At 64.7% G+C, this 21363-nt stretch carries 16 protein-coding genes; 7 read left to right on the forward strand and 9 right to left on the reverse strand.

What is annotated here, in order from left to right:
* Window positions 1-32: 32 nt before the first annotated feature.
* The 9 genes from OH799_RS24495 to rpmH all read right to left on the reverse strand — a co-directional run bounded on the left by OH799_RS24495 (window position 33) and on the right by rpmH (window position 8200).
* A complete protein-coding gene (locus tag OH799_RS24495; RefSeq protein WP_406282486.1) occupies window positions 33-761 on the reverse strand; it encodes a GNAT family N-acetyltransferase in 729 nt (242 codons plus the stop codon).
* 253 nt (window positions 762-1014) lie between these two features.
* Window positions 1015-2031 (reverse strand): ParB/RepB/Spo0J family partition protein, encoded by a 1017-nt coding sequence (locus OH799_RS24500; protein WP_406268426.1) that lies wholly within the window; start codon window positions 2029-2031, stop codon window positions 1015-1017.
* Between the two features lie 69 nt (window positions 2032-2100).
* The gene (locus tag OH799_RS24505) at window positions 2101-3054 is read right to left on the reverse strand and encodes a ParA family protein (protein WP_406282489.1); all 954 of its coding nucleotides are present in this window, start codon (window positions 3052-3054) and stop codon (window positions 2101-2103) included.
* Window positions 3055-4535: 1481 nt separating this feature from the next.
* Window positions 4536-5324: a 16S rRNA (guanine(527)-N(7))-methyltransferase RsmG gene (gene rsmG, locus OH799_RS24510; RefSeq protein WP_406268429.1), complete on the reverse strand. Its 789-nt coding sequence runs from the start codon at window positions 5322-5324 to the stop codon at window positions 4536-4538.
* 140 nt (window positions 5325-5464) lie between these two features.
* Window positions 5465-5971 (reverse strand): protein jag, encoded by a 507-nt coding sequence (locus tag OH799_RS24515; protein WP_406282492.1) that lies wholly within the window; start codon window positions 5969-5971, stop codon window positions 5465-5467.
* A gap of 159 nt (window positions 5972-6130) precedes the next feature.
* On the reverse strand, window positions 6131-7210 hold the full coding sequence (gene yidC, locus OH799_RS24520; RefSeq protein WP_406268432.1) for a membrane protein insertase YidC: 1080 nt from the start codon (window positions 7208-7210) through the stop codon (window positions 6131-6133).
* A 4-nt stretch (window positions 7211-7214) separates the two neighbouring features.
* Complete coding sequence (gene yidD, locus OH799_RS24525) at window positions 7215-7613, reverse strand: membrane protein insertion efficiency factor YidD (protein WP_406268435.1); 399 nt, start codon at window positions 7611-7613, stop codon at window positions 7215-7217.
* Window positions 7610-8035: a ribonuclease P protein component gene (gene rnpA / locus OH799_RS24530; RefSeq protein WP_406268439.1), complete on the reverse strand. Its 426-nt coding sequence runs from the start codon at window positions 8033-8035 to the stop codon at window positions 7610-7612. Before rnpA ends, yidD begins: the two co-directional genes overlap by 4 nt.
* Before the next feature lie 21 nt (window positions 8036-8056).
* Window positions 8057-8200, reverse strand: a complete 144-nt coding sequence (gene rpmH / locus OH799_RS24535) for a 50S ribosomal protein L34 (RefSeq protein WP_005516618.1) — start codon at window positions 8198-8200, stop codon at window positions 8057-8059.
* Window positions 8201-8846: 646 nt separating this feature from the next.
* Between rpmH and dnaA the strand changes: the two genes are divergently transcribed.
* The 7 genes from dnaA (at window position 8847) to gyrA (ending at window position 21327) form a co-directional block, all read left to right on the forward strand.
* Complete coding sequence (dnaA, locus tag OH799_RS24540; RefSeq protein ID WP_406268444.1) at window positions 8847-10784, forward strand: chromosomal replication initiator protein DnaA; 1938 nt, start codon at window positions 8847-8849, stop codon at window positions 10782-10784.
* 918 nt (window positions 10785-11702) lie between these two features.
* Window positions 11703-12878: a DNA polymerase III subunit beta gene (dnaN, locus tag OH799_RS24545; RefSeq protein WP_406268448.1), complete on the forward strand. Its 1176-nt coding sequence runs from the start codon at window positions 11703-11705 to the stop codon at window positions 12876-12878.
* Between the two features lie 243 nt (window positions 12879-13121).
* Window positions 13122-14342: a DNA replication/repair protein RecF gene (gene recF / locus OH799_RS24550; RefSeq protein WP_406268451.1), complete on the forward strand. Its 1221-nt coding sequence runs from the start codon at window positions 13122-13124 to the stop codon at window positions 14340-14342.
* A gap of 441 nt (window positions 14343-14783) precedes the next feature.
* Complete coding sequence (locus OH799_RS24555) at window positions 14784-15353, forward strand: DUF721 family protein (protein ID WP_357258601.1); 570 nt, start codon at window positions 14784-14786, stop codon at window positions 15351-15353.
* 132 nt (window positions 15354-15485) lie between these two features.
* Window positions 15486-16394: an alpha/beta fold hydrolase gene (locus OH799_RS24560; protein WP_406268455.1), complete on the forward strand. Its 909-nt coding sequence runs from the start codon at window positions 15486-15488 to the stop codon at window positions 16392-16394.
* Between the two features lie 309 nt (window positions 16395-16703).
* Window positions 16704-18749: a DNA topoisomerase (ATP-hydrolyzing) subunit B gene (gyrB, locus tag OH799_RS24565; protein WP_406268458.1), complete on the forward strand. Its 2046-nt coding sequence runs from the start codon at window positions 16704-16706 to the stop codon at window positions 18747-18749.
* 58 nt (window positions 18750-18807) lie between these two features.
* Complete coding sequence (gyrA, locus tag OH799_RS24570; RefSeq protein ID WP_406268461.1) at window positions 18808-21327, forward strand: DNA gyrase subunit A; 2520 nt, start codon at window positions 18808-18810, stop codon at window positions 21325-21327.
* Window positions 21328-21363: the final 36 nt, after the last annotated feature.

Raw genomic sequence — 21363 nt, forward strand, 5'->3', positions numbered from 1 at the left:
ATCGGCAAGGGGCGCTTGGGATGTCGGCTGGTTCAGCGTGCTCCGACGCGGGTCGGAGCCGCCATCGAGGCGGCGGCAAGCAGCTGGTCCAACGCCCGTTCCACGTCTTCCTTCCAGCCGTGATCGGAATTGAGTTCCAACCGCAGCCGCGGGAACCTGTGGTGGGGAGCGATCACCTCGAAGCCGACGTCCTCCAAGAAGTCGGCGTCGACCATGCACGTCTCAGGCGAGCATTCGGTCATTGCGCCCGGCACGCCTGCGCCCTTGATCGGCGCGATGATCCGCTCCATCAGGGTCATCGAACCGAATCGCTCTGACAGCGCCCGCGCCGGTGGGTCTGTGCGAATGCCGAACGCCTCCAGCGCGCGGACACCGCGGCGCACCAGATCGGCCACTACGGCCTGGATCAGCCGGTGGGCGATATCGGCATCCTGATAGGGGAATTCGGCCCGCAGCGTGGTGAGCAGGACCGCGTCCGGGCTCACCGGAGATGTGGGGAAGAGGGTGGCCCGCGGCACCGCACTCGGCGGTGCGTACAAGGCACAGCCGGCAATGTTGCCGTCGACATCCGCCACCTGCCCGCACGAGCCCCATTCCAGCATCACCGTCGACAGCCAGGCTTCCTTCTCGAAGACCGGATCGCTGAAGTTGCGGGAGTCCTCGGCAACGGCAGGATCTATCTCCCAAAACACACAGCGCCGCGCATGCGCGGGGAGCTTATCCAGTCCGCCGAGGGTTAGTGCTGTGACGCTGGTCGACACCGCTCTGCTCAGCCTCCAGCTGTCCGATTCATCCACGCTCATACCGCATCAATGGTTGCTCGCCAGCAAGAATAAGCGATCAAAGAGAACCCGCCTCATTCCATATCGCTGTGCTGTTGGTCGGAGAACTTGTGGTGTTCTGCCGGGGAGCCGTGCAACGCCCCGCTATCCGCGCGAACCCGTGCCGTCACAGTGACGTTTCGACCACGGGCACGCACCTATCGGAATCACAAGCTGTTTTTTGTCACTTCTGTCACACGGTGGGAGTGTTCTGCTCCATCAGGGCGACGATGCGCTCGAGGTCTTCGACCGATCCGAATTCGACGACGATCTTGCCCTTCCGCTTGCCCAGGCTCACGGTGACCCGAGTGTCGAAAGAACCGGACAACCGTTCCGCCACGTCTTGCAGACCGGGCATGTGAATCGGTTTCCGCTGAGGAGCGGGGGAGGGCGCTGTGGCGTCCGGGTCCCGGTTCGCCAGCGTGACGGCTTCCTCTGTGGCTCGAACCGAGAGGCCCTCGGCGACGATGCGGGCGGCGAGCACCTCTTGAGCATCCGCACCCGCGTCGAGACCGAGCAGTGCCCGCGCGTGCCCGGCGGACAGCACGCCCGCTGCGACCCGGCGCTGCACCGGGATAGGCAGCTTCAGCAGGCGGATCATATTCGTCACCACGGGGCGGGAACGACCGAGCCGGGTCGCCAACTCCTCGTGCGTAACGTCGAATTCCTCCAGCAGCTGCTGGTAGGCTGCGGCCTCTTCGAGCGGATTCAGCTGGACCCTGTGAATATTCTCCAGCAGGGCATCGCGGAGCATCGACTCGTCCGCGGTCTCCCGGACAATCGCGGGAATGGTGGCCAGACCGGCCTCCTGGCAGGCCCTCCAGCGTCGCTCGCCCATGACGAGCTGATAGCGGTCGGCGCCTGGTGCGACCCTGCGCACCACGATCGGCTGCATCAGACCGAACTCGCGGATCGAATGCACCAGCTCGGACAGCGCGTCTTCTTCGAAGACCGTGCGGGGCTGCTTGGGGTTCGGCTCGATCCGATCCGGCAGAATCTCTCGGTAGATCGCTCCGCCAGCCGCTAGTTCGGCGCTGTCATCGGTGGGGTCGGGAACGCGGTGCAGGTAGGTCGACGCGGGCTGCGGTCCGATCGGATCGAGGCCGATGACGCTTGCAGCAGCGCTGCTGAGGCCCGGCGTGGCCGCCGGTGCCGTCGGGATCAGTGCGGCCAGACCGCGCCCTAGCCCACCTTTCTTCGCCTGACTCATCGGTCTATCGACCCCTTCCTCGTTCCGCCACCAAACCGGACTTGCCGAGCATCAGATCGGCACACCGAGTCACTCCACCGACTTCGTCGCGGTACCGAGCACTATCGCCCGGGCCGCGATCTCGCGACCGGCATCCAGGTAGCTCATCGCGCCCCGAGAGCCTGGATCATAATCGAGCACCGTCATGCCGTACCCCGGCGCCTCCGACACCTTCACGCTGCGCGGAATCACCGAGCGCAGCACCACATCGCCGAAGTGCCCACGAACCTCCTCGGCGACTTGGTCCGCCAACTTGGTCCGGCCGTCGTACATCGTCAGGATCACGGTCGACACATGAAGTTCCGGATTGAGGTGTGCCTGCACCAGACCGATATTGCGGAGGAGCTGACCGACGCCTTCCAGCGCGTAGTACTCGCACTGGATCGGGATCAGTACCTCTTTAGCCGCGACCATCGCGTTGACGGTGAGCAGTCCGAGTGAGGGCGGGCAGTCGATCATCACGTAGTCGATGTCGTACCCGGCGATGTTCGCCTCTTGGATAGCGGCCTTAAGTCGTCCCTCCCTGGCCACCATCGACACGAGTTCGATCTCGGCGCCCGCCAGATCGATGGTCGCGGGAACGCACAGGAGTCGTTCGCTGTGCGGGCTCTGCTGGATCGCATCCTTGATGGAGACCTCGCCGATCAGGAGCTCGTAGCTGGAGGGGACGCCCGAGTGATGCTCGATACCGAGGGCGGTACTTGCGTTGCCCTGTGGATCAAGATCGATCACGAGCACCGTCATCCCCTGATGAGCCAGGGCGGCCGCCAGATTCACCGCGGTGGTCGTCTTCCCGACGCCGCCTTTCTGATTGGCGATCGTGATGATGCGTTGCTCGTGCGGTTTCGGCACAGTCACCTTTCCAGGATGGAGGACCTGACTTGCACGCTGAGCTTCGGCAGCTATCGGGGTCTCACTGGGGGAGATGTGCCCGAACGGTGTACTTCCGAATGCTTCCGTATCGAAATTGCTGGAGTCCAGCATCCCCGGCACGCGCGACGCCGTTTCCCGTGAAACATTCGCCGGACCGCTCGACATAGACAGCTCCTTACCCGAGAACTTCAGACGACGTGCACGCGCCAGGCGGGGACGGCGCCGTGTCTGCAACAGCCTTTGTCGGATCGAACATGATGCTCAACCGGGTTCGCGACGCCCGATCGACCGAGCGGAGCCCTTGCCGATGTGACAACCAGATTCCTCCGTGGCACCTACGCTCACGCCCAACGCCCACTAGCTTGCCAGCACTGAGCGCGATAAGAAAGCTGAATCGCGGCGACGCGCAAAGGGACACGCAAAACAGCAGGACTCAGGTCTCGATGTTCGCTGTTTCACATGAAACATTGACGCCACAAGAGGCGTCCGGCGCTTAGACCCCATTGGCCTTCCGCCCCAACGCGCATCCGTGCGCCGCCGAGTTGCTGCTACGACTGATCAAGGGCTGCCTAGACGGGACCTCGATGTGCCCACAACAGATGGACATCGGAGCTCCCGTAACCAACGGCCTTTGCCTGGCGAAACCGGTGCTACAAGTGGGATCGAATCACGGTGCGAGTATGTGGCGTTGGCGCCGCATGATTCGAGGAGAGTCGGCCGGGGCCTGCTTGGCATGGCGGCGCTGCGGGCCGGGCCGTCGGAACACGCGGCGACCAGCAACACCGCTCCCGTGCAAAGCTTGGATCGCAGGCCGCCATATGAAGTGGATACAGCGCAGACCAGTGCGCGATGCTACCGAACGCAACTCAACGGGCCCAATTCCGATTTGATCGCGGGAACGAGTTACGCCCGCAACGCAGACCGGCATTCGCCCGACAGAATATCACCTCGGGCAATTGTTTCACGTGAATCCTTTCGGGTGACCTGAAGGCTTCGACAGTGAGCTAACCGACACCGCCACTCGGATCGGAATTTTCACACTGGCGCGCCCCGGAAACCGTCTCACCGTTTGCAACTGGAAGCCGGCCTCGTCAACCCTGCTGCCACACAATACGACGGCCTGGTACCGAAGAGGCCGACGCTGCTTCACGTGAAACATTGACGAGCCGACTACAGAACAGTTCGTCAAGCAGCTCCGAACCTCGTCCGCTGTCCCTTTCTATGCGATCGGGGCAGGAACTGGAAAATCACCAGCCACATCTATCGCGAACGCTGTTGCGACGAATAGACCGCTGAATCAATTTTGCGGGAAACATGGACGCGTCCGGAGGCGTCGATGGCCACTGGGGATCGCTTTCGGCGTCGAAGTAGCAGCGGACGCACAACGCTTCCTTTTTGGGGCAGTGATGAGGAACTGTTTCGGATCCCACCCTTTGATTCCGCGGTCCGCCGCCTTCCGTCAGTGTGACGAAATGCGCCACATATCAGGGGGCATCCGTCGAATACCCGGGATCGACTGCACTGGGCAGGCCAGCATGAGGCGCCCGATAGATCGGGGCCTCACGCGCACCCGTTGGTCGAACCGACTTCTCTTACTTGGCCTTCCGAGCCGCTCGTCCAGGCTTGTCCGTCCCACCGCGACCTGCACCCTTCGCTCGGCGCTCGACCGTTCGCTGTGCCCGCCGCCGCGAGCTCCGTTCGGCTCGGGGGAGCCGCTCGGCACTGATCACCATCGTCGGTGTGGACACCAGTCCCGCTCCGCACTGGAGCACAATCGCGTTGCCCGCACCGGCTCGACCTAGCGCTTCTCCGTCGCGTTCGAGTTCCTCCGCCGCGCTGGCTCCCTTGAGCGCGAGCATGTGTCCGTGGTCGCGGAGGAGAGGGACCGACCACTGGGCCAGCTTTCCGAGTGGAGCGACCGCGCGCGACGTGACGACGTCGGCCCCTCCCGCCTCCTTCATCACGCCCGATTGTTCAGCGCGGCCGCGCACCACGGTCATATCCAACCCGGCCGACTCGATGAACTCGCTCAGGAAGATTGTGCGGCGCAGCAGCGGCTCAACCAGGGTGATCCGGAGGTCCGGTCGTGCGATCGCGAGCGGGATGCCAGGCAGCCCGGCTCCGCTGCCGATGTCAACCACGGACGCGCCCTCGGCGATCAGCTCGCCGAGCACCGCGCAGTTGAGAATGTGTCGATCCCAGAGACGCGGCACCTCACGGGGACCGATCAACCCGCGCTCCACACCGGCGGTGGCGAGCGCCGCGCAGTATCGCCGCGCGAGATCGAGTCGGGCGCCGAAGACGGTCACCGCCGACTCGGGTGGCTCCAACTCTGTAGGCACCGCGGTGGTTCCACCAAGATCTCGTTCCACGTGAAACATCCTTCCGAACTCGAGTCGATCAGCGAGCGAGCAGTCGGGCGCCGGGCACGGATAAGGCCCCCGGTCCGAAGACCAGAGGCCCTATCCAACCACTACCCGTCCCCGCCGTGAAACATGACGCCCTCGGGAAAGTCCGATGTTCAGGAGGGAACGACCACCACGTGACGGTTCGGCTCGACCCCTTCGCTCTCGCTGCTGACACCATCTACCGCGGCCACCGCGTCGTGCACGATCTTGCGCTCGAACGGCGTCATCGGCGCCAGCGGCTCCGGCGCACCCGACTCCAACACGCGCTGCGCTGCGGCCGCGCCGAGCGCGCTCAGCTCGGACCGCCGCTTGGCACGCCACCCCGCCACGTCCAGCATCAACCGACTGCGCACGCCCGTCGCCTGCTGCACGGCCAGGCGAGTCAGCTCCTGCAGGGCATCGAGTACCTCGCCGTTGTGTCCGACGAGCTTCGCCAGGTCGCGGCCGCCGTCAATGCTCACGATGGCGCGATCGCCTTCCACGTCGAGATCGATGTCGCCGTCGAAGTCGAGTACATCGAGCAACTGCTCGAGGTAGTCGCCCGCGATCTCGCCTTCTTCGATGAGTGCTTCCTCTGCATCGTTTACGACATGGCCGGTGTCCGACTCGGCGTTCACCATCGTCGTCGCCACTGTGGCGTCCCCTCCGTCAGTCTCAATACTCATTTGGTTTCCTTCATCTGCTCATCGCGCGCGCCGGGCACTCGCCGCCGGGCGGTATTCGCGATCAAGGGTTTGCTCAGCGATCGCGGCGGACCGACCAGCCCGCCGATCGTGTCGTCAGCGCCTGCGCTTCTGATTCGGCCTGCCCCGGTTGCCCGACCGCTTCTGGCTGCTCGAGCGGCGTTGACCCGTGGCCTGTTTTTCCGGCTTGGCGGTACCGTTCGTGGACGGAGCGGCGTCGGCCGCCTCCGACGGCTCGGCATCCGTAGCGGACGCCGGCTTCTTTTTCACGTTGACCGGCTTGGCGCCCGGCTTCGGAGCGTTCTGCGCGCGCTGCTCCAGTTTCGCCTGCTTCTTGGCTTCCTCTTCCTTCGCCATGCGGCCGAAGACGAGGTGCTGCTGCCCATAGGTCCAGATGTTGTTGGAGACCCAGTACAGCAGGATCGCGATCGGCAGGAAGGGACCACCGACGAGCACGCCGAGCGGAAACACCCACAGTGCGAGCTTGTTCATCATCGCGGCCTGGGGGTTGGCGGCGGCCTCAGGGGTCTGCCGTGCGACCGATGCGCGCGCGTTGAAGTGGGTCGCCAGACCGGCGATGACCATCAGCGGGATGGCGACCAGCGCGATGCTCAGCTTGCTCGGCACACCACCGTAGTCGGCGAACGCCTGCAGTTCGTTGACCGGCGTGGTGATAAACGCCGAGATCGGCGCCCCGAAGATACGGGCGCTGAGGAAGGACTGGACGTCAGTGGCGCTGAAGACGTAGTTTGCGGTATTCGCGTTCTGCTCAGGCGTCAGGCCGAGCTGGCCGAAGGCGTGACCGGTCCGGTTGAACGAGCGCAGGACATGGAACAGCCCGAGAAACACCGGCACCTGGGCGAGGATCGGCAGGCAGCCCATCAGGGGGTTGAAGCCGTTGTCCTTCTGCAGCTTCTGCATCTCGACCGCCATCTTCTGGCGATCGTTCTTGTACTTCTTCTGCAGCTCCTTGATCTGTGGCTGCAGCTCCTGCATCTGTTTTGTGGTGCGCACCTGCTTCACAAACGGCTTGTAAAGCACCAGGCGCAATGTGAACACCAGGAACACCACGGCCAGCGCCCAAGTGAGACCGTTGTCCGCGCCGAACGCGAACCCGAAGACCCGATGCCAGAACCAGAGGATCCAGGACACCGGGTAATAAATGAAGTCGAGCACGGCTCTATGCACTCCCGTCGTTCGTGTCGCCGATCGCCGCACGCGGCGATCCTTTACAAGCGTTCGGCCCCGACGGAGGCTCGGCAGGCAGGCTCGGTTCCTGCGGCGCCGCGTCGGTAGCTGCCTCGTCTGTCGGCTCGGTGCGAAGGGAGCTTCGCTTCCGCTCCGGAACGGGGTCCCACCCACCAGAGTGCCAGGGCGCGCATTTGGCCAAGCGCACGACCGTCAATCCGAGCCCGATGAACAGCCCACGGGTGCGAAGTGCGGTGACCGCGTACTCGCTGCAGGTCGGGGTGAATCGACACACCGGCATGCGGGTGGGGGAGATGTAGGTCCGATACAGCTCGATCAGAAAGATCAGTGCCTTCACGGGCAGGCGGGCGATTTTTGCGGACAGGTTCATGCCGGACCGCCTGAGATCGTGGGGCCGACGCCGAGCTTGCGAAGTGCGCTGTGAAGCTGGCGAAAAAGGTCATCCGAGGATGCCGTCGCGGCGCCCGGCAGTGCCCGGATCACGACGTCCGTCCCAGCAGGCAGCTCGGCGATCACCTGGGCGCACATATGACGCAGGCGGCGGGCAACGCGGTGTCGAATCACCGCGTTGCCCACCGCCTTGCTGACGATCAATCCGAATCGCGGCCCACCTACACGAACCAGCACATCATTGGGGATCGGATCGTCGTGTCGTTCATCAACGCCCACGACTCTGTCATACCCGTGAACGAACGTATGCACGACCAGATCCCGCCTCCCGATTCGCTGGCCGCGGCGCACCGTCCGGGAGAAGTCGGCACGATGATGCAACCGATACGGCTCAGGCAACACCCGAGCGTCCGAGAGCGAGGATCAGGCTGTGAGTTCAGCGCGGCCCTTGCGGCGACGCGCCGACACGATGGCGCGGCCCGCACGGGTGCGCATCCGGAGGCGGAAGCCGTGAACCCGCGCCCGACGACGGTTGTTCGGCTGGAACGTCCGCTTGCCCTTGGCCACGGTCAACACTCCTCGAGTAGGCGGGCACCAGCTAGTGCCCGAAGCTTGTTGGTGATACATGTAGTGCGCGAATGAATCGTAGGTCTGGTCATCATCGGCGCGCGTCAGTCCTGGCGCGCAGTCGGTCGATCACGACCTAAACGCGGTCAGCACAAGACCGCCACCGCACCAAGGGGTGACTGTACGAGGGTACTGATCGGCCTGTGGCAGGTCAAACTCGCCCCACCCGACCGTATCGAGCCCCTCTACCAGGCAGTATCCGTAGCCGAAGAGTTCGGTGTCCTGGCGGTAACCGTGAGTCGTCCATGCCCCTGGTCACAGCTTACTTCGACGCCCACCGTACTTAGCCAGGCGATTGCTACAGAACCGCAGGTCGTGGCGTTGCGGTCAGCACGCGTGTGCGCGCTTTCCCATTCCCCAAGGTTCTCCACATCTGTGGATAATTGTGTGGAAAGACCCCCGGAGTGGCATATTCGTAGGGCCGACGGTGCCACGCCGCCGCCCGGATGGGGGACCCGGGCAGTGTCCGAACCGGTTACGGACGTACGCAGGATCACGGGACCGACCTCGAGCACGGTCGCACCACACCCTCCCCGCGTGCCCCGGCCGTCTGCTCCTATCGACCTACTTCCGGGGAGGAAACTGCATGGACGACGAGCAGAACGTGTTGGCCACGGTGTGGCCCGAGGTTGTGACCGAGCTGACCACCGGCTCACCCGACGGTGCGGTCCCGCCGGTGACAAGAGCGCAGCAGGCCTGGCTGAAGCTGGTCAAGCCGCTGACGGTCGCGCAGGGGTTCGCCCTGCTCTCGGTCCCTTCGTCGCTGGCCCAAGAGGCCATCGAACGCGATCTGCGCGAGCCTATCCTGCGTTCTCTCGCCCGCCGGCTCGGTCCCCAGGTGGAGGGGCTCGGTGTCCGGATCGCCGCGCCGACTGCGCCTGCCTCCGACCAGCAGAGCAGCAATCCCCGGCACGCCAGGATGACGAGCAGACCTGAACGCGCACGTGACACCGGCCGCAGCCCCGCCGGATACCCGAGGTCCGACTTCCCTGGCCGCGACGAGTACCCGGCACCCCGTTATGCACAGCCCACGGACTTCGCACCCGCTGCGTCCTACAGCGATGGCTCCGACTATCCCGGCCCCGAGTACAGGCAGGAGTACATGCCGCAAGAGGAGTACTCCCAGCCGGAGTACTCCCGTGCGGACTACCGGCCACGTGGCGATTACTCGGCGCCAGCCGAGCTGCCATCGGCCCAGGACCCCGCCCCACGGCGCGAACCCGGACTTCCTCCGCGCCGTGACCAGGCCATCCCGCCCGGGCAGGAGTCGTTGTTCAATCCCGACCCTGGTCCCGGCACGATGCGCGGTCCGGTCCGTACCCCGGTGCGCGAAGCGGCGGAGGCCGACGGCACGGGACCGGCGCACGATTCAGTACGTGAGCCGGTGGGCGACCACCCTCGCGGTGACCGTGACGACGAACCCGTGGTGAACGTCCGCAATTCTTGGCCGACCTACTTCACCAAGTCACAGGAGACCTCGGCCCCCGCAAGCTCATCGGCCAGCTTGAATGCGAAATACACGTTCGAGACCTTCGTCATCGGTGCGTCCAACCGCTTCGCGCATGCCGCGGCCGTCGCGATCGCCGAGGCCCCCGCGCGCGCCTACAACCCTCTGTTCGTCTGGGGCGCCTCGGGGCTGGGCAAGACGCACCTGCTGCATGCGGCAGGCCATTATGCCCAGCGCCTGTTTCCCGGAATGCGAGTGAAGTACGTCTCTACCGAAGAGTTCACCAACGACTTCATCAACAGCCTGCGCGATGACCGCAAGGTCGCATTCAAGCGCCGGTACCGGGAGACCGACATCCTGCTGGTCGACGACATCCAGTTCATCGAGGGCAAGGAAGGTATCCAGGAGGAGTTCTTCCACACCTTCAACACTTTGCACAACGCGAACAAACAGATCGTCGTCTCCTCGGACCGTCCGCCGAAGCAGCTGGCCACCCTGGAGGAGCGGCTGCGGACCCGGTTCGAGTGGGGACTGATCACCGACGTGCAGCCGCCCGAGCTGGAAACCCGGATCGCCATCCTGCGCAAGAAGGCACGGATGGACCGGCTCGATGTGCCGCACGATGTGCTGGAGCTGATCGCCAGCCGGGTCGAGCGCAACATCCGCGAGCTGGAGGGCGCACTGATTCGCGTCACCGCGTTCGCCTCGTTGAATGGTCAGCCACTGGATCTACCGCTGGCCGAGGTGGTGCTGCGCGATCTGATGCCTGACACCGCGGCGCTGGAGATCAATGCGGCGACGATCATGGCCGTCACCGCCGAGTACTTCAACACCACTCTGGAGGAGCTCACCGGCCCCGGCAAGGCGCGGCCACTGGCTCAGGCCCGGCAGATCGCCATGTACCTGTGCCGTGAGCTGACTGATCTGTCGCTGCCGAAGATCGGTCAGGCGTTCGGCCGCGACCACACGACCGTGATGTACGCGGAGAAGAAAGTGCGCAAGGAGATGACCGAGCGGCGGCGGGTCTACGACCAGGTGCAAGAACTCACAGCCCGGATCAAACAGCGCTCGCGCTGACCTTATACACAGCTGAGCACCGCTCCTGACCTGGGGCGGTGCTTTTTTGTGGGTTGTGGATTCCTCGAGGAATCCCTGTGGAGTCCTCGAGGAATCCACTGGTTTGTCCACCGATTCGCTCACAGGCGGGAAAAGCGTCCACAACCGGCAACGCACAGGTCGAATTCAACAGCTTCCACATCGATGGTTGTCCACACCCGATGACCAGCACGGTGTCCGGATCGAGCCTTGTGGATTCCTCGAGGAATCCTTGTGGAGTCCTCGAGGAATCCTCGAGCTGTCCACGATTTCGTGCACACGTGGAACAACCAGGCGAATCTGGTGGAACAACTCGAGGAGCGCTCGAGGATGAACGGGGGACAACCGGAGAGCGTCCACAGAGGCCTCGAGTTCATCCTCGAGACACCCCACGGTCATCCCCACGGCACCACGCCCGCTGACCAGCGGATTCGGCCGCAGTCCACAGAATCCACAGCACCTATTACTACTTCAGTTCTTCTCATTAGAGATCTCTCTTCAAAACAGGGTGTGTGGAAAGTTGATCGCCCAACGCACCTTCGGAGCCACTCCGGTTCTCGGCACGGAGAAGCTCAGACCGATCCCCCACACATCACTTCGTCCTCGACCCGATCGACCGACTGGTCCGACAGAACGACAGAGAAGGCGGACCGATCCGACGCGCGCTGCGGCGCGGCGCGCGACTCGAACGCCCTCATCCCCGCACACGTGTCAGTGCTGACGACGCGACAAGCCGGAACTGCCGGAGGGTCGGGCTAGGTGCACGTCTCACACGCGGGTACGGTTTGATGTCGGTCGCCTGTGCCAGACTTCGAAGGCGGCCGATCGGCAGAACCCTTTCGAGACCGACACTGACGAGCCGACAACAGATCACGGAACCGGGAGAGGAAAGATCGGGCGATGGAGCTTGCGAGCATGAAGTTTCGGGTCGCCCGAGAGGATTTCGCCGAGTCCGTCGCCTGGGTGGCGCGCAGCCTCCCGTCCCGGCCTCCCGTCCCGGTGCTCGGTGGTGTGCTGCTGGTCGCGAGCGAGGAGGGTCTGACCGTCTCCGGCTTCGACTACGAGGTCTCCGCGCAGATGCGGGTGGCAGCCGAGGTCGCGGGTCCCGGCGAAGTGCTCGTTTCCGGTCGCCTGCTGGCCGACATCACCAAGGCGCTGTCCAACAAACCCGTCGACGTCTCGTTGGACGGCACTCGTGTGCTGATCACCTGTGGCAGCGCGAAGTTCTCCCTGCCCACGATGCCGGTCGAGGACTATCCCCAGCTTCCCGAAGTGCCGCAGCAGACCGGTGAACTGAGTGTGGATGTCTTCGCCGAGGCTGTCGGCCAGGTTGCCGTCGCCGCGGGCCGTGACGACACCCTCCCGATGCTCACCGGTATCCGGGTCGAGATCGAAGGTCGGCAGGTCGTCCTCGCGGCCACTGACCGGTTCCGCCTCGCCGTCCGGCACATCGAATGGCAGCCTGCCCGCGCCGATATCGAGACCGCGGTACTCATCCCGGCCAAGACGCTGTCCGAGGCCGCCAAGACCCTCGGGCCGTCCGACGCCCCTGTGCAACTGTCCCTGGGCACCGGAGCCGGATCGGACGGTCTACTCGGCATCGTGAACGCGGGCCGCAGAACCACCACCCGCTTGCTCGACGCGGAATTCCCCAAGTTCCGCCAGCTGCTTCCGAAGGAGCACACCTCGATCGCCACCCTCACGGTGGCCACGCTGACCGAAGCCATCAAGCGGGTCGCGCTGGTTGCCGAGCGCGGCGCCCAAGTACGACTGGAGTTTTCCGCCGAGGGCCTGCTGTTGTCCGCGGGCGGTGACGACGCGGGACGCGCGGAGGAGTGGCTGGAAGCCGATTTCCGCGGCGAATCTCTGACCATCGCGTTCAACCCTGGCTATCTCATCGACGGGCTCTCCGCGCTGCACGCGGACCGGGTCACCTTCGGCTTCACCACGCCGAGCAGGCCCGCGGTACTGCTACCCGCCTCCGAGGAAGAGCCCGAGGTGCTCGGCTCCGGCGCGTTCGCGGCACTGGCCAGTCCGTACATTTATCTGCTGATGCCGGTCCGGCTGCCGGGCTGATCGCCTGTGCGTGATCGAGTATCGTGCGGATCCGCATCGTGTGATCCGGTGCGGACAATCGGTCGCACCGCTTCGGCCCCCCCAGCGACCTCCTGGAATTCGGTCGCACCGCAGCTGAACGTGGAATTTATCCACAGGTATTCCACAGGGAGTCGGCATGCAGAAGGGCGGTCGACACCGGCGCCGATGGTGTCCAAACAAGCAGAAATCATCGCTTCGCCCCAGGTAGGGGCACGATAGCGGATGTTCATCCGGTCCCTGTCGCTGCGCGACTTCCGCTCATGGGAGCATGTGGAACTCGAATTATCCCCAGGTCGCACGGTTTTCTTGGGATCGAACGGCAACGGCAAGACCAACCTGCTGGAGGCGGTCGGCTACCTAGCCACGCTCGGCTCGCACCGGGTGTCCGCCGATGCACCATTGATTCGGCTGGGCACTGAACGCGCCAGGGTCGGCGCGACGGTGGTCAACACCGGTCGCGAGCTGCGAATCGATATCGAACTGAACCAGGCCGGCGCCAATCGCGCACAGATCAATCGCTCACCGGTCCGCCGGACCCGCGAAATACTCGGCATCCTGCAGATGGTGCTGTTCGCGCCGGAGGACCTCGCACTGGTGCGGGGCGATCCCGGGGAGCGCCGTCGCTTCATGGACGAGTTGTGCACAGCCCGGCTGACCAGGTTGGCTGCGGTGCGGAGCGATTACGACCGTGTGCTGCGCCAGCGCTCCGCATTGTTGAAATCCGCTGGGCGGCAAGCCCGGTCGAAGGCGGATTTGAGCACGCTCGACGTCTGGGATGGACATTTGGCCATCCACGCGTCGGTGCTGCTTGCACAGCGGTTGCGCTTGGTGCACGACCTCGCTCCGTATCTCGCGCAGTCCTACGCCTCGATCGCTCCTGACTCGCGTCCCGCCTCGATCGCCTACCGCAGTGCCGTAGTGCCGCCCGAGTTCCTTGATCCGGACAGGGAACCACAGCCGGAGGACACCGAGGCGCTAGAGGCGATCATGGTGCGTCAACTCGCCGCGGCCAGGGCCAAGGAACTCGAGCGTGGCGTGTGCCTGGTCGGCCCGCATCGCGACGAACTGGAGCTGACGCTCGGGGATTCGCCCGCGAAGGGTTTCGCAAGTCACGGCGAATCATGGTCATTCGCGCTGGCCCTGCGACTCGGGTCGTTCGAATTACTGCGCGCCACAGGAGCTGAACCGGTGCTGCTGCTCGATGACGTGTTCGCCGAACTCGACCACCGGCGCCGCACCGCACTCGCCGCCGTGGCCGCCGGGGCGGAGCAGGTGCTGATCACCGCTGCGGTGCCGAAGGACGTGCCCGCGGAACTCGCCGCGGCGCCGCTGCGGGTCGAGACCACCGGAGGGCCTGACGGCAGGATCTCGCGTATCACCGACTCGGCCCTGATCACGGAACTGCCGGAGGATTCCGCAGTCGGCACCGAGCCTGATTCATAGGTCGGTGCCCGTGGCTATCCACAGTGTCTCGGGTCGACGCCGTCCGGCACCGGAGCCGATGGAGGTGCCCGCGGCCGGCTCCGTCCGTACGCGACTCATGCGCCCATGCCGCGGCCTGCAGCGACCGGGGTGGTCCACTACAGTGACCATTCGTCGGGACCACCGCCCGCACATGGGAACAGCTGAGTTCGCTCATCCAATGCCTGTGGAGAACTCAGCTCGGCCGTCTCCGCTGACCCGGTGAAATCTGGTTCAGCAACGGTTGAGCGAGCGACTCTGCTCATCCGCAAATCCTCGATATGGGCGTCGAGCAGGTCGTTTTACCGCTTGTCCAGCACTGGGCAACATGCGAATTCTCTCAGCTGGCAACATAGGGCAACAGTTGGGGACAACTCGGCCGAAACTGGGGACAAACGAGTTGTCCGGGAAGGGAGAGGGGCGATGAGCGATCAGCCCGACCAGCCCGGAGCCGCCGAATCCGAAGGCAAGGAACCTGAGCTGCGCGGCATCGATCTGGCGCGGCGCGCGCTGGAGGAAGCGCGCGCCGCGGCGCGCGCCAGCGGCAAGGCTGTCGGGCAGGGTCGTTCCTCTCCGCAGCGCAGGCTCCGTGCCGGCGCCCGCAGGCGCACCGGGTGGTCCGGCGCACGGCCGGACGAGCGCGATCCCCAGCTGTTGTCCAAGCTGACGGGATCCATCGCGAAGAGCCGTGGCTGGTCGAACAAGGTCGCCGAGGGCATGGTGTTCGGCCGCTGGTCGGGCGTCGTCGGGGAGGACATCGCCGCGCACGCCACACCGGTCACCCTGAAGGACGGCGTGCTGAGCATCGCCGCCGAGTCGACCGCGTGGGCTACCCAGCTTCGCATGCTCCAAGGCCAGATCCTGGCGAAGATCAATGTCGCCATCGGTCAGGGTGTGGTGACTTCGCTGAAGATCTCCGGTCCGGCGGCGCCGAGCTGGCGTAAGGGTGACCGGCACATCAAAGGCCGCGGGCCGCGCGACACGTACGGGTGAGCACGCTGGCAAATATCCGATACCCAGTGTTACATTTATGCGACACAGGCGTTTCACGTGGAACGCTTCGGCCCGATGTCGCGCCCAGGGCCTCCGGTGTCAGATCGAAAGCGTCCGGGCAGAAGGGTTTCGATGACAACCAGCACCATCGGTCCGTTTCCCGCGTCCGCGACGCGCACCGTTCGCCGCGGCGAGGTCGAGCTCGCTGTCTACGAATGCGGCGATCCCGAGGGGGCGCCGGTGCTGCTCGTCCACGGCTGGCCCGACACTCACTTGCTGTGGAACCGTGTCGCCGCGCTGCTCGCGGGCCGTCTTCGTGTGATCGCCTTCGACAACCGCGGCGCGGGCGATAGTTCGGTACCCGCGGATGTCGCCGCCTACCGCATCGAAGAACTCGCGGCCGACGTCCGCGCGGTGATCGACGCTGTCGCGCCGGGCGAGCGGGTGCACGTCCTCGGCCACGACTGGGGTTCGGTGATCGGCTGGGAGTTGGTCTCCGCCCCGGGCGCCGCGTCCGCTATCGCGTCGTTCACCTCGGTGTCCGGTCCCAACCTCGACTTCCTCGGCGCCTACCTGCGCGGCCCCTGCTCACTGGCACGGCTGCGCGGCGCACTGTCGCAAGCCATCGCCTCGGCTTATACCGTCGCCTTCCAGATTCCCGGCCTGCCGAATCCGGTGCTGCGAGTGCTGTCCCACCGCTGGCCGCGCTTCCTCGCCTTCTTCGACGGCCTGAACCCCGAACTGGTGGAGACGGCCCCTACGCTGCGCGCCGACATGATCAACAACCTGAAGCTCTATCGTGCGAACATCCGGACCCACTTGCGCAATCCGCGGCCGCGCCGGATCGACGTGCCTGTACAGGTGATCGTTTCGACCGGCGACCGCGCGGTGCGGCCGGTGGTGAACGCCGAGGCCGACCGATGGGTAACGAACCTGACCCGGTCCGAAATTCCGGCGCAGCACTGGTCGCCGATCTCACATCCGGCCGACCTGGCGCGCCGCACCGCTGCCTTCGTCGACCGGTTCAGCGCCGACCGCTGAACCGCCGGTCCGGAGCGCCCAAGGCGCAACGCCTCTCTCAGCCGACGTCTGATGGATCAAAACCGCCGGAAGGCGGAACCGAGTCGTGGTAATCCGATTTCTCGCATCCACGGAGCTGTCAGGGGTGTCGGAGGTGCGTTGTAAGTTGGGTGTACCAGTAGGATGGTGACGTAACTAGCGGCGATACCTTCGGCGCGTTCGACACAGCCCGCGTGGACCCGTGATTCTCGAGCAGACATGACTGGGGCCCCACGTGTGCTGTCAAGCGTTGCACACCGAGGATCAGCAAGTAAGGAGAGCTACCGACCAGTGGCTGCCAACGACTCCAACGCATCGGGTTCGACCAGGGCGACCGGGAAGCAGGACTACGGTGCCTCCTCCATCACGGTTCTCGAGGGGCTCGAGGCGGTCCGCAAACGTCCGGGCATGTACATCGGCTCCACCGGTGAGCGCGGCCTGCATCACCTGATCTGGGAGGTCGTCGACAACTCCGTCGACGAGGCGATGGCCGGGTACGCAACGAAGGTCGAGGTCACCCTGCTGGCCGACGGTGGTGTCGAGGTGGTCGACGACGGCCGAGGCATCCCGGTGGCGATGCACGCTCAAGGCGTCCCCACCATCGAGGTTGTCATGACCCAGCTGCACGCGGGCGGCAAGTTCGACTCGGACTCCTACGCGGTGTCCGGTGGTTTGCACGGCGTCGGTATCTCCGTGGTCAATGCGCTGTCGAGCCGCCTCGAAGCGGAGATCGACCGCGACGGCCACCACTGGAGCCAAACCTACAAGGACTCCACCCCGGGCAAGCTGACCCAGGGGGATCCGACCAAGAAGACCGGTACCACCATTCGCTTCTGGGCGGACCCGGAGATCTTCGAGACCACCACGTACAACTTCGAGACCGTGGCCCGCAGGCTCCAGGAGATGGCTTTCCTGAACAAGGGCCTGACCATCAAGCTCACCGACGAACGTGTCAGCGACAACGACGTCACCGACGAAGTGGTCAGCGAGACCGCCGAAGCGCCCAAGCACGCGGAAGAGAACGCCGCGCCCGTCGAGCACAAGGTGAAGACGCGGACCTATCACTACCCGGGTGGTCTGGAGGACTTCGTCCGCCACATCAACCGGACCAAGCAGCCGATCCACAACTCGGTCGTCGGCTTCACCGGCAAGGGCACCGGCCACGAGCTCGAGGTCGCTATGCAGTGGAACTCGGGCTACTCCGAGTCGGTGCACACCTTCGCCAACACGATCAACACCCATGAGGGCGGCACCCACGAGGAAGGCTTCCGCGCGGCGCTGACCACGGTGGTCAACAAGTACGCGAAAGACAAGAGGCTCATCAAGGAGAAGGACGGCAACCTCACCGGTGACGATATCCGGGAGGGCTTGGCCGCCATCGTGAGCGTCAAGGTCGGCGAGCCGCAGTTCGAAGGGCAGACCAAGACCAAGCTCGGCAACACCGAAGTGAAGTCGTTCGTGCAGCGGACCTGCAATGAGCACCTCACGCACTGGTTCGAAGCCAACCCGGCCGACGCGAAGACCATCGTGAACAAGGCGGTGTCCTCGGCGCAGGCCCGTGTCGCCGCGCGTAAGGCACGCGAGTTGGTGCGCCGCAAGTCCGCCACCGACCTGGGCGGTCTGCCGGGCAAGCTGGCCGACTGCCGATCGAAGGACCCGAGCAAGTCCGAGATCTACATCGTCGAGGGTGACTCAGCCGGTGGCTCCGCCAAGTCCGGCCGCGACTCGATGTACCAGGCGATCCTGCCGCTACGCGGCAAGATCATCAATGTCGAGAAGGCCCGTATCGACCGGGTGCTCAAGAACAACGAGGTCCAGTCGATCATCACCGCGTTCGGCACCGGCATCCACGACGAGTTCGATATCGCCAAACTGCGCTACCACAAGATCGTGCTGATGGCCGATGCCGACGTCGACGGCCAGCACATCTCGACACTGCTGCTCACGCTGCTGTTCCGGTTCATGCGCCCACTGGTCGAGCACGGGCACGTCTACCTGGCGCAGCCGCCGCTGTACAAGCTCAAGTGGCAGCGCAGCGAACCGGAGTTCGCTTACTCCGACCGCGAGCGCGACGGTCTGTTGGAGGCGGGTCTCGCGGCGGGCAAGAAGATCAACAAAGACGATGGTGTGCAGCGCTACAAGGGTCTCGGCGAGATGAACGCCAAAGAGTTGTGGGAGACCACCATGGACCCCGCGGTGCGGGTGCTTCGGCAGGTGACACTCGATGACGCGGCCGCGGCCGACGAGTTGTTCTCTGTTCTGATGGGCGAGGACGTCGAGGCGCGTCGCAGTTTTATCACCCGCAATGCCAAGGACGTTCGCTTCCTCGATGTATAGCCGGCGTGAGTTCAGCTGCTACACAGCCCCTCCACGCCAGGCCCTGTAAGGAGACCGCATGACCGAGACAACGCTGCCCCCGAACGGCGGTGCAGGCGACCGTATCGAACCGGTCGATATTCAGAACGAAATGCAGAGCAGTTACATCGATTACGCGATGAGCGTGATCGTGGGCCGCGCGCTGCCGGACGTGCGCGACGGCCTCAAGCCGGTGCACCGTCGCGTGCTCTACGCGATGTACGACAACGGCTATCGCCCGGACCGCGGCTACGTGAAGTCTGCCCGCCCGGTCGCTGAGACCATGGGTAATTATCACCCGCACGGTGACGCGTCGATCTACGACACCTTGGTCCGCATGGCCCAGCCATGGTCGCTGCGGTATCCGCTGGTCGACGGCCAGGGCAACTTCGGTTCCCGCGGCAATGACGGCGCTGCCGCGATGCGGTACACAGAGTGCCGTCTTACCCCGCTCGCGATGGAACTGCTGCGCGAGATCGACCACGAGACCGTCGATTTCACGCCGAACTATGACGGTCGTTCCCAGGAGCCGACGGTGCTCCCCAGCAGGGTGCCGAACCTGCTGATGAACGGCAGCAACGGCATCGCGGTCGGTATGGCGACGAACATCCCGCCGCACAACCTGAACGAACTCGCCGAGGCGATCTACTGGGCGCTGGACAACCACGACGCCGACGAGGAAGCAACGCTGGCGGCGTGCATGGAGCGCGTCAAGGGACCGGACTTCCCGACGCACGGCCTGATTGTCGGCAACCAGGGCATCCACGACGCCTACACCACCGGGCGCGGCTCGATCAGGATGCGCGGCGTCGTCGAGATCGAAGAGGACAACCGGGGTCGCACGACCATCGTTATCACCGAGCTTCCGTACCAAGTCAACACCGATAACTTCATCAACTCGATCGCCGAGCAGGTGAAGGACGGCAAGATCGCCGGCATCTCCGACATTCACGACGAGTCCTCGGACCGCGCTGGTATGCGGATCGTCGTGACGGTCAAGCGCGACGCCGTCGCCAAGGTGGTGCTGAACAACCTCTACAAGCACACCCAGCTGCAGACCAGCTTCGGCGCGAACATGCTATCGATCGTCGACGGGGTACCGCGGACGCTGCGCCTGGACCAGATGATCCGCCTCTACGTCGAGCACCAGTTGAACGTCATCGTCCGGCGGACCCGCTACCTGTTGCGCAAGGCGGAGGAGCGGGCCCACATCCTGCGCGGCCTGGTCAAGGCGCTCGACGCGCTCGACGAGGTCATCGCATTGATCCGGCGCTCGGCTAATACCGACACCGCCCGGACCGGACTGATGGACCTGCTGGATATCGATGAGATCCAGGCCACCGCGATCCTCGACATGCAGTTGCGTCGCCTCTCCGCCTTGGAGCGGCAGAAGATCATCGACGAATTGGTCAAGATAGAGGCCGAGATCGCCGATTTGAAGGACATCCTCGAGAAGCCGGAGCGTCAGCGCGCCATCGTCCACGACGAGCTGGCCGAGATCGTCGAGAAGTACGGCGATGATCGGCGGACCCGCATCATCGCGGCCGACGGCGATGTGGCCGACGAGGACCTGATCGCCCGCGAGGACGTGGTCGTCACCATTACCGAGACCGGCTACGCCAAGCGCACCAAGACCGACCTCTACCGCAGCCAGAAGCGCGGCGGAAAGGGTGTGCAGGGCGCGGGCCTCAAGCAGGACGACATCGTCAAACACTTCTTCGTCACTTCGACGCACGACTGGCTGCTGTTCTTCACGAACAAGGGCCGGGTCTACCGTGCCAAGGCCTACGAGCTGCCCGAGGCCAACCGGACCGCGCGCGGACAGCATGTGGCGAATCTGCTGGCCTTCCAACCGGACGAGAAGATCGCCCAGATCATCCAGATCCAGTCGTATGACGATGCCCCGTATTTGGTGCTTGCCACCAAGAACGGCCTGGTGAAGAAGTCGAAGCTGTCGGACTTCGACTCGAATCGCAGCGGCGGGATCGTCGCGGTGAACCTGCGCGACGAGGACGAACTGGTCGGTGTCGTGCTCTGTTCGTCCGACGACGACCTGCTTCTGGTGTCCGCGCTCGGCCAGTCGATCCGCTTCTCGGCCACCGACGAGGCGCTGCGCCCGATGGGACGCGCCACCTCGGGCGTGCAGGGCATGCGGTTCAATACCAGTGATGAACTGTTGTCGCTCAATGTGGTCCGTGACGGCACCTATCTGCTGGTCGCGACGTCCGGCGGCTATGCCAAACGGACCGCGATCGAGGAGTACACGGCGCAGGGTCGCGGCGGTAAAGGCGTATTGACCATCCAGTTCGACGCGAAACGTGGCACCCTGGTCGGGGCGCTCATCGTCGATGACGAAGATGAGTTGTACGCGATCACCTCCGGAGGCGGTGTTATCCGGACGGCGGCAAAGCAGGTTCGTAAGGCTGGACGACAGACCAAGGGTGTGCGATTGATGAACCTCGCGGTTGGCGATACTTTGCTTGCGATCGCACGCAATGCCGACGAGCCCGATCCCGATCAGGTCCCCAGCAGCGGCGACACCGGTTCTTCTGAGCAGTAACCCAACAGCGGCGGCAACGAACGGATCTAAGGATTC

It is taken from the genome of Nocardia sp. NBC_00881, from assembly GCF_045207455.1.
GTDB lineage: Bacteria > Actinomycetota > Actinomycetes > Mycobacteriales > Mycobacteriaceae > Nocardia.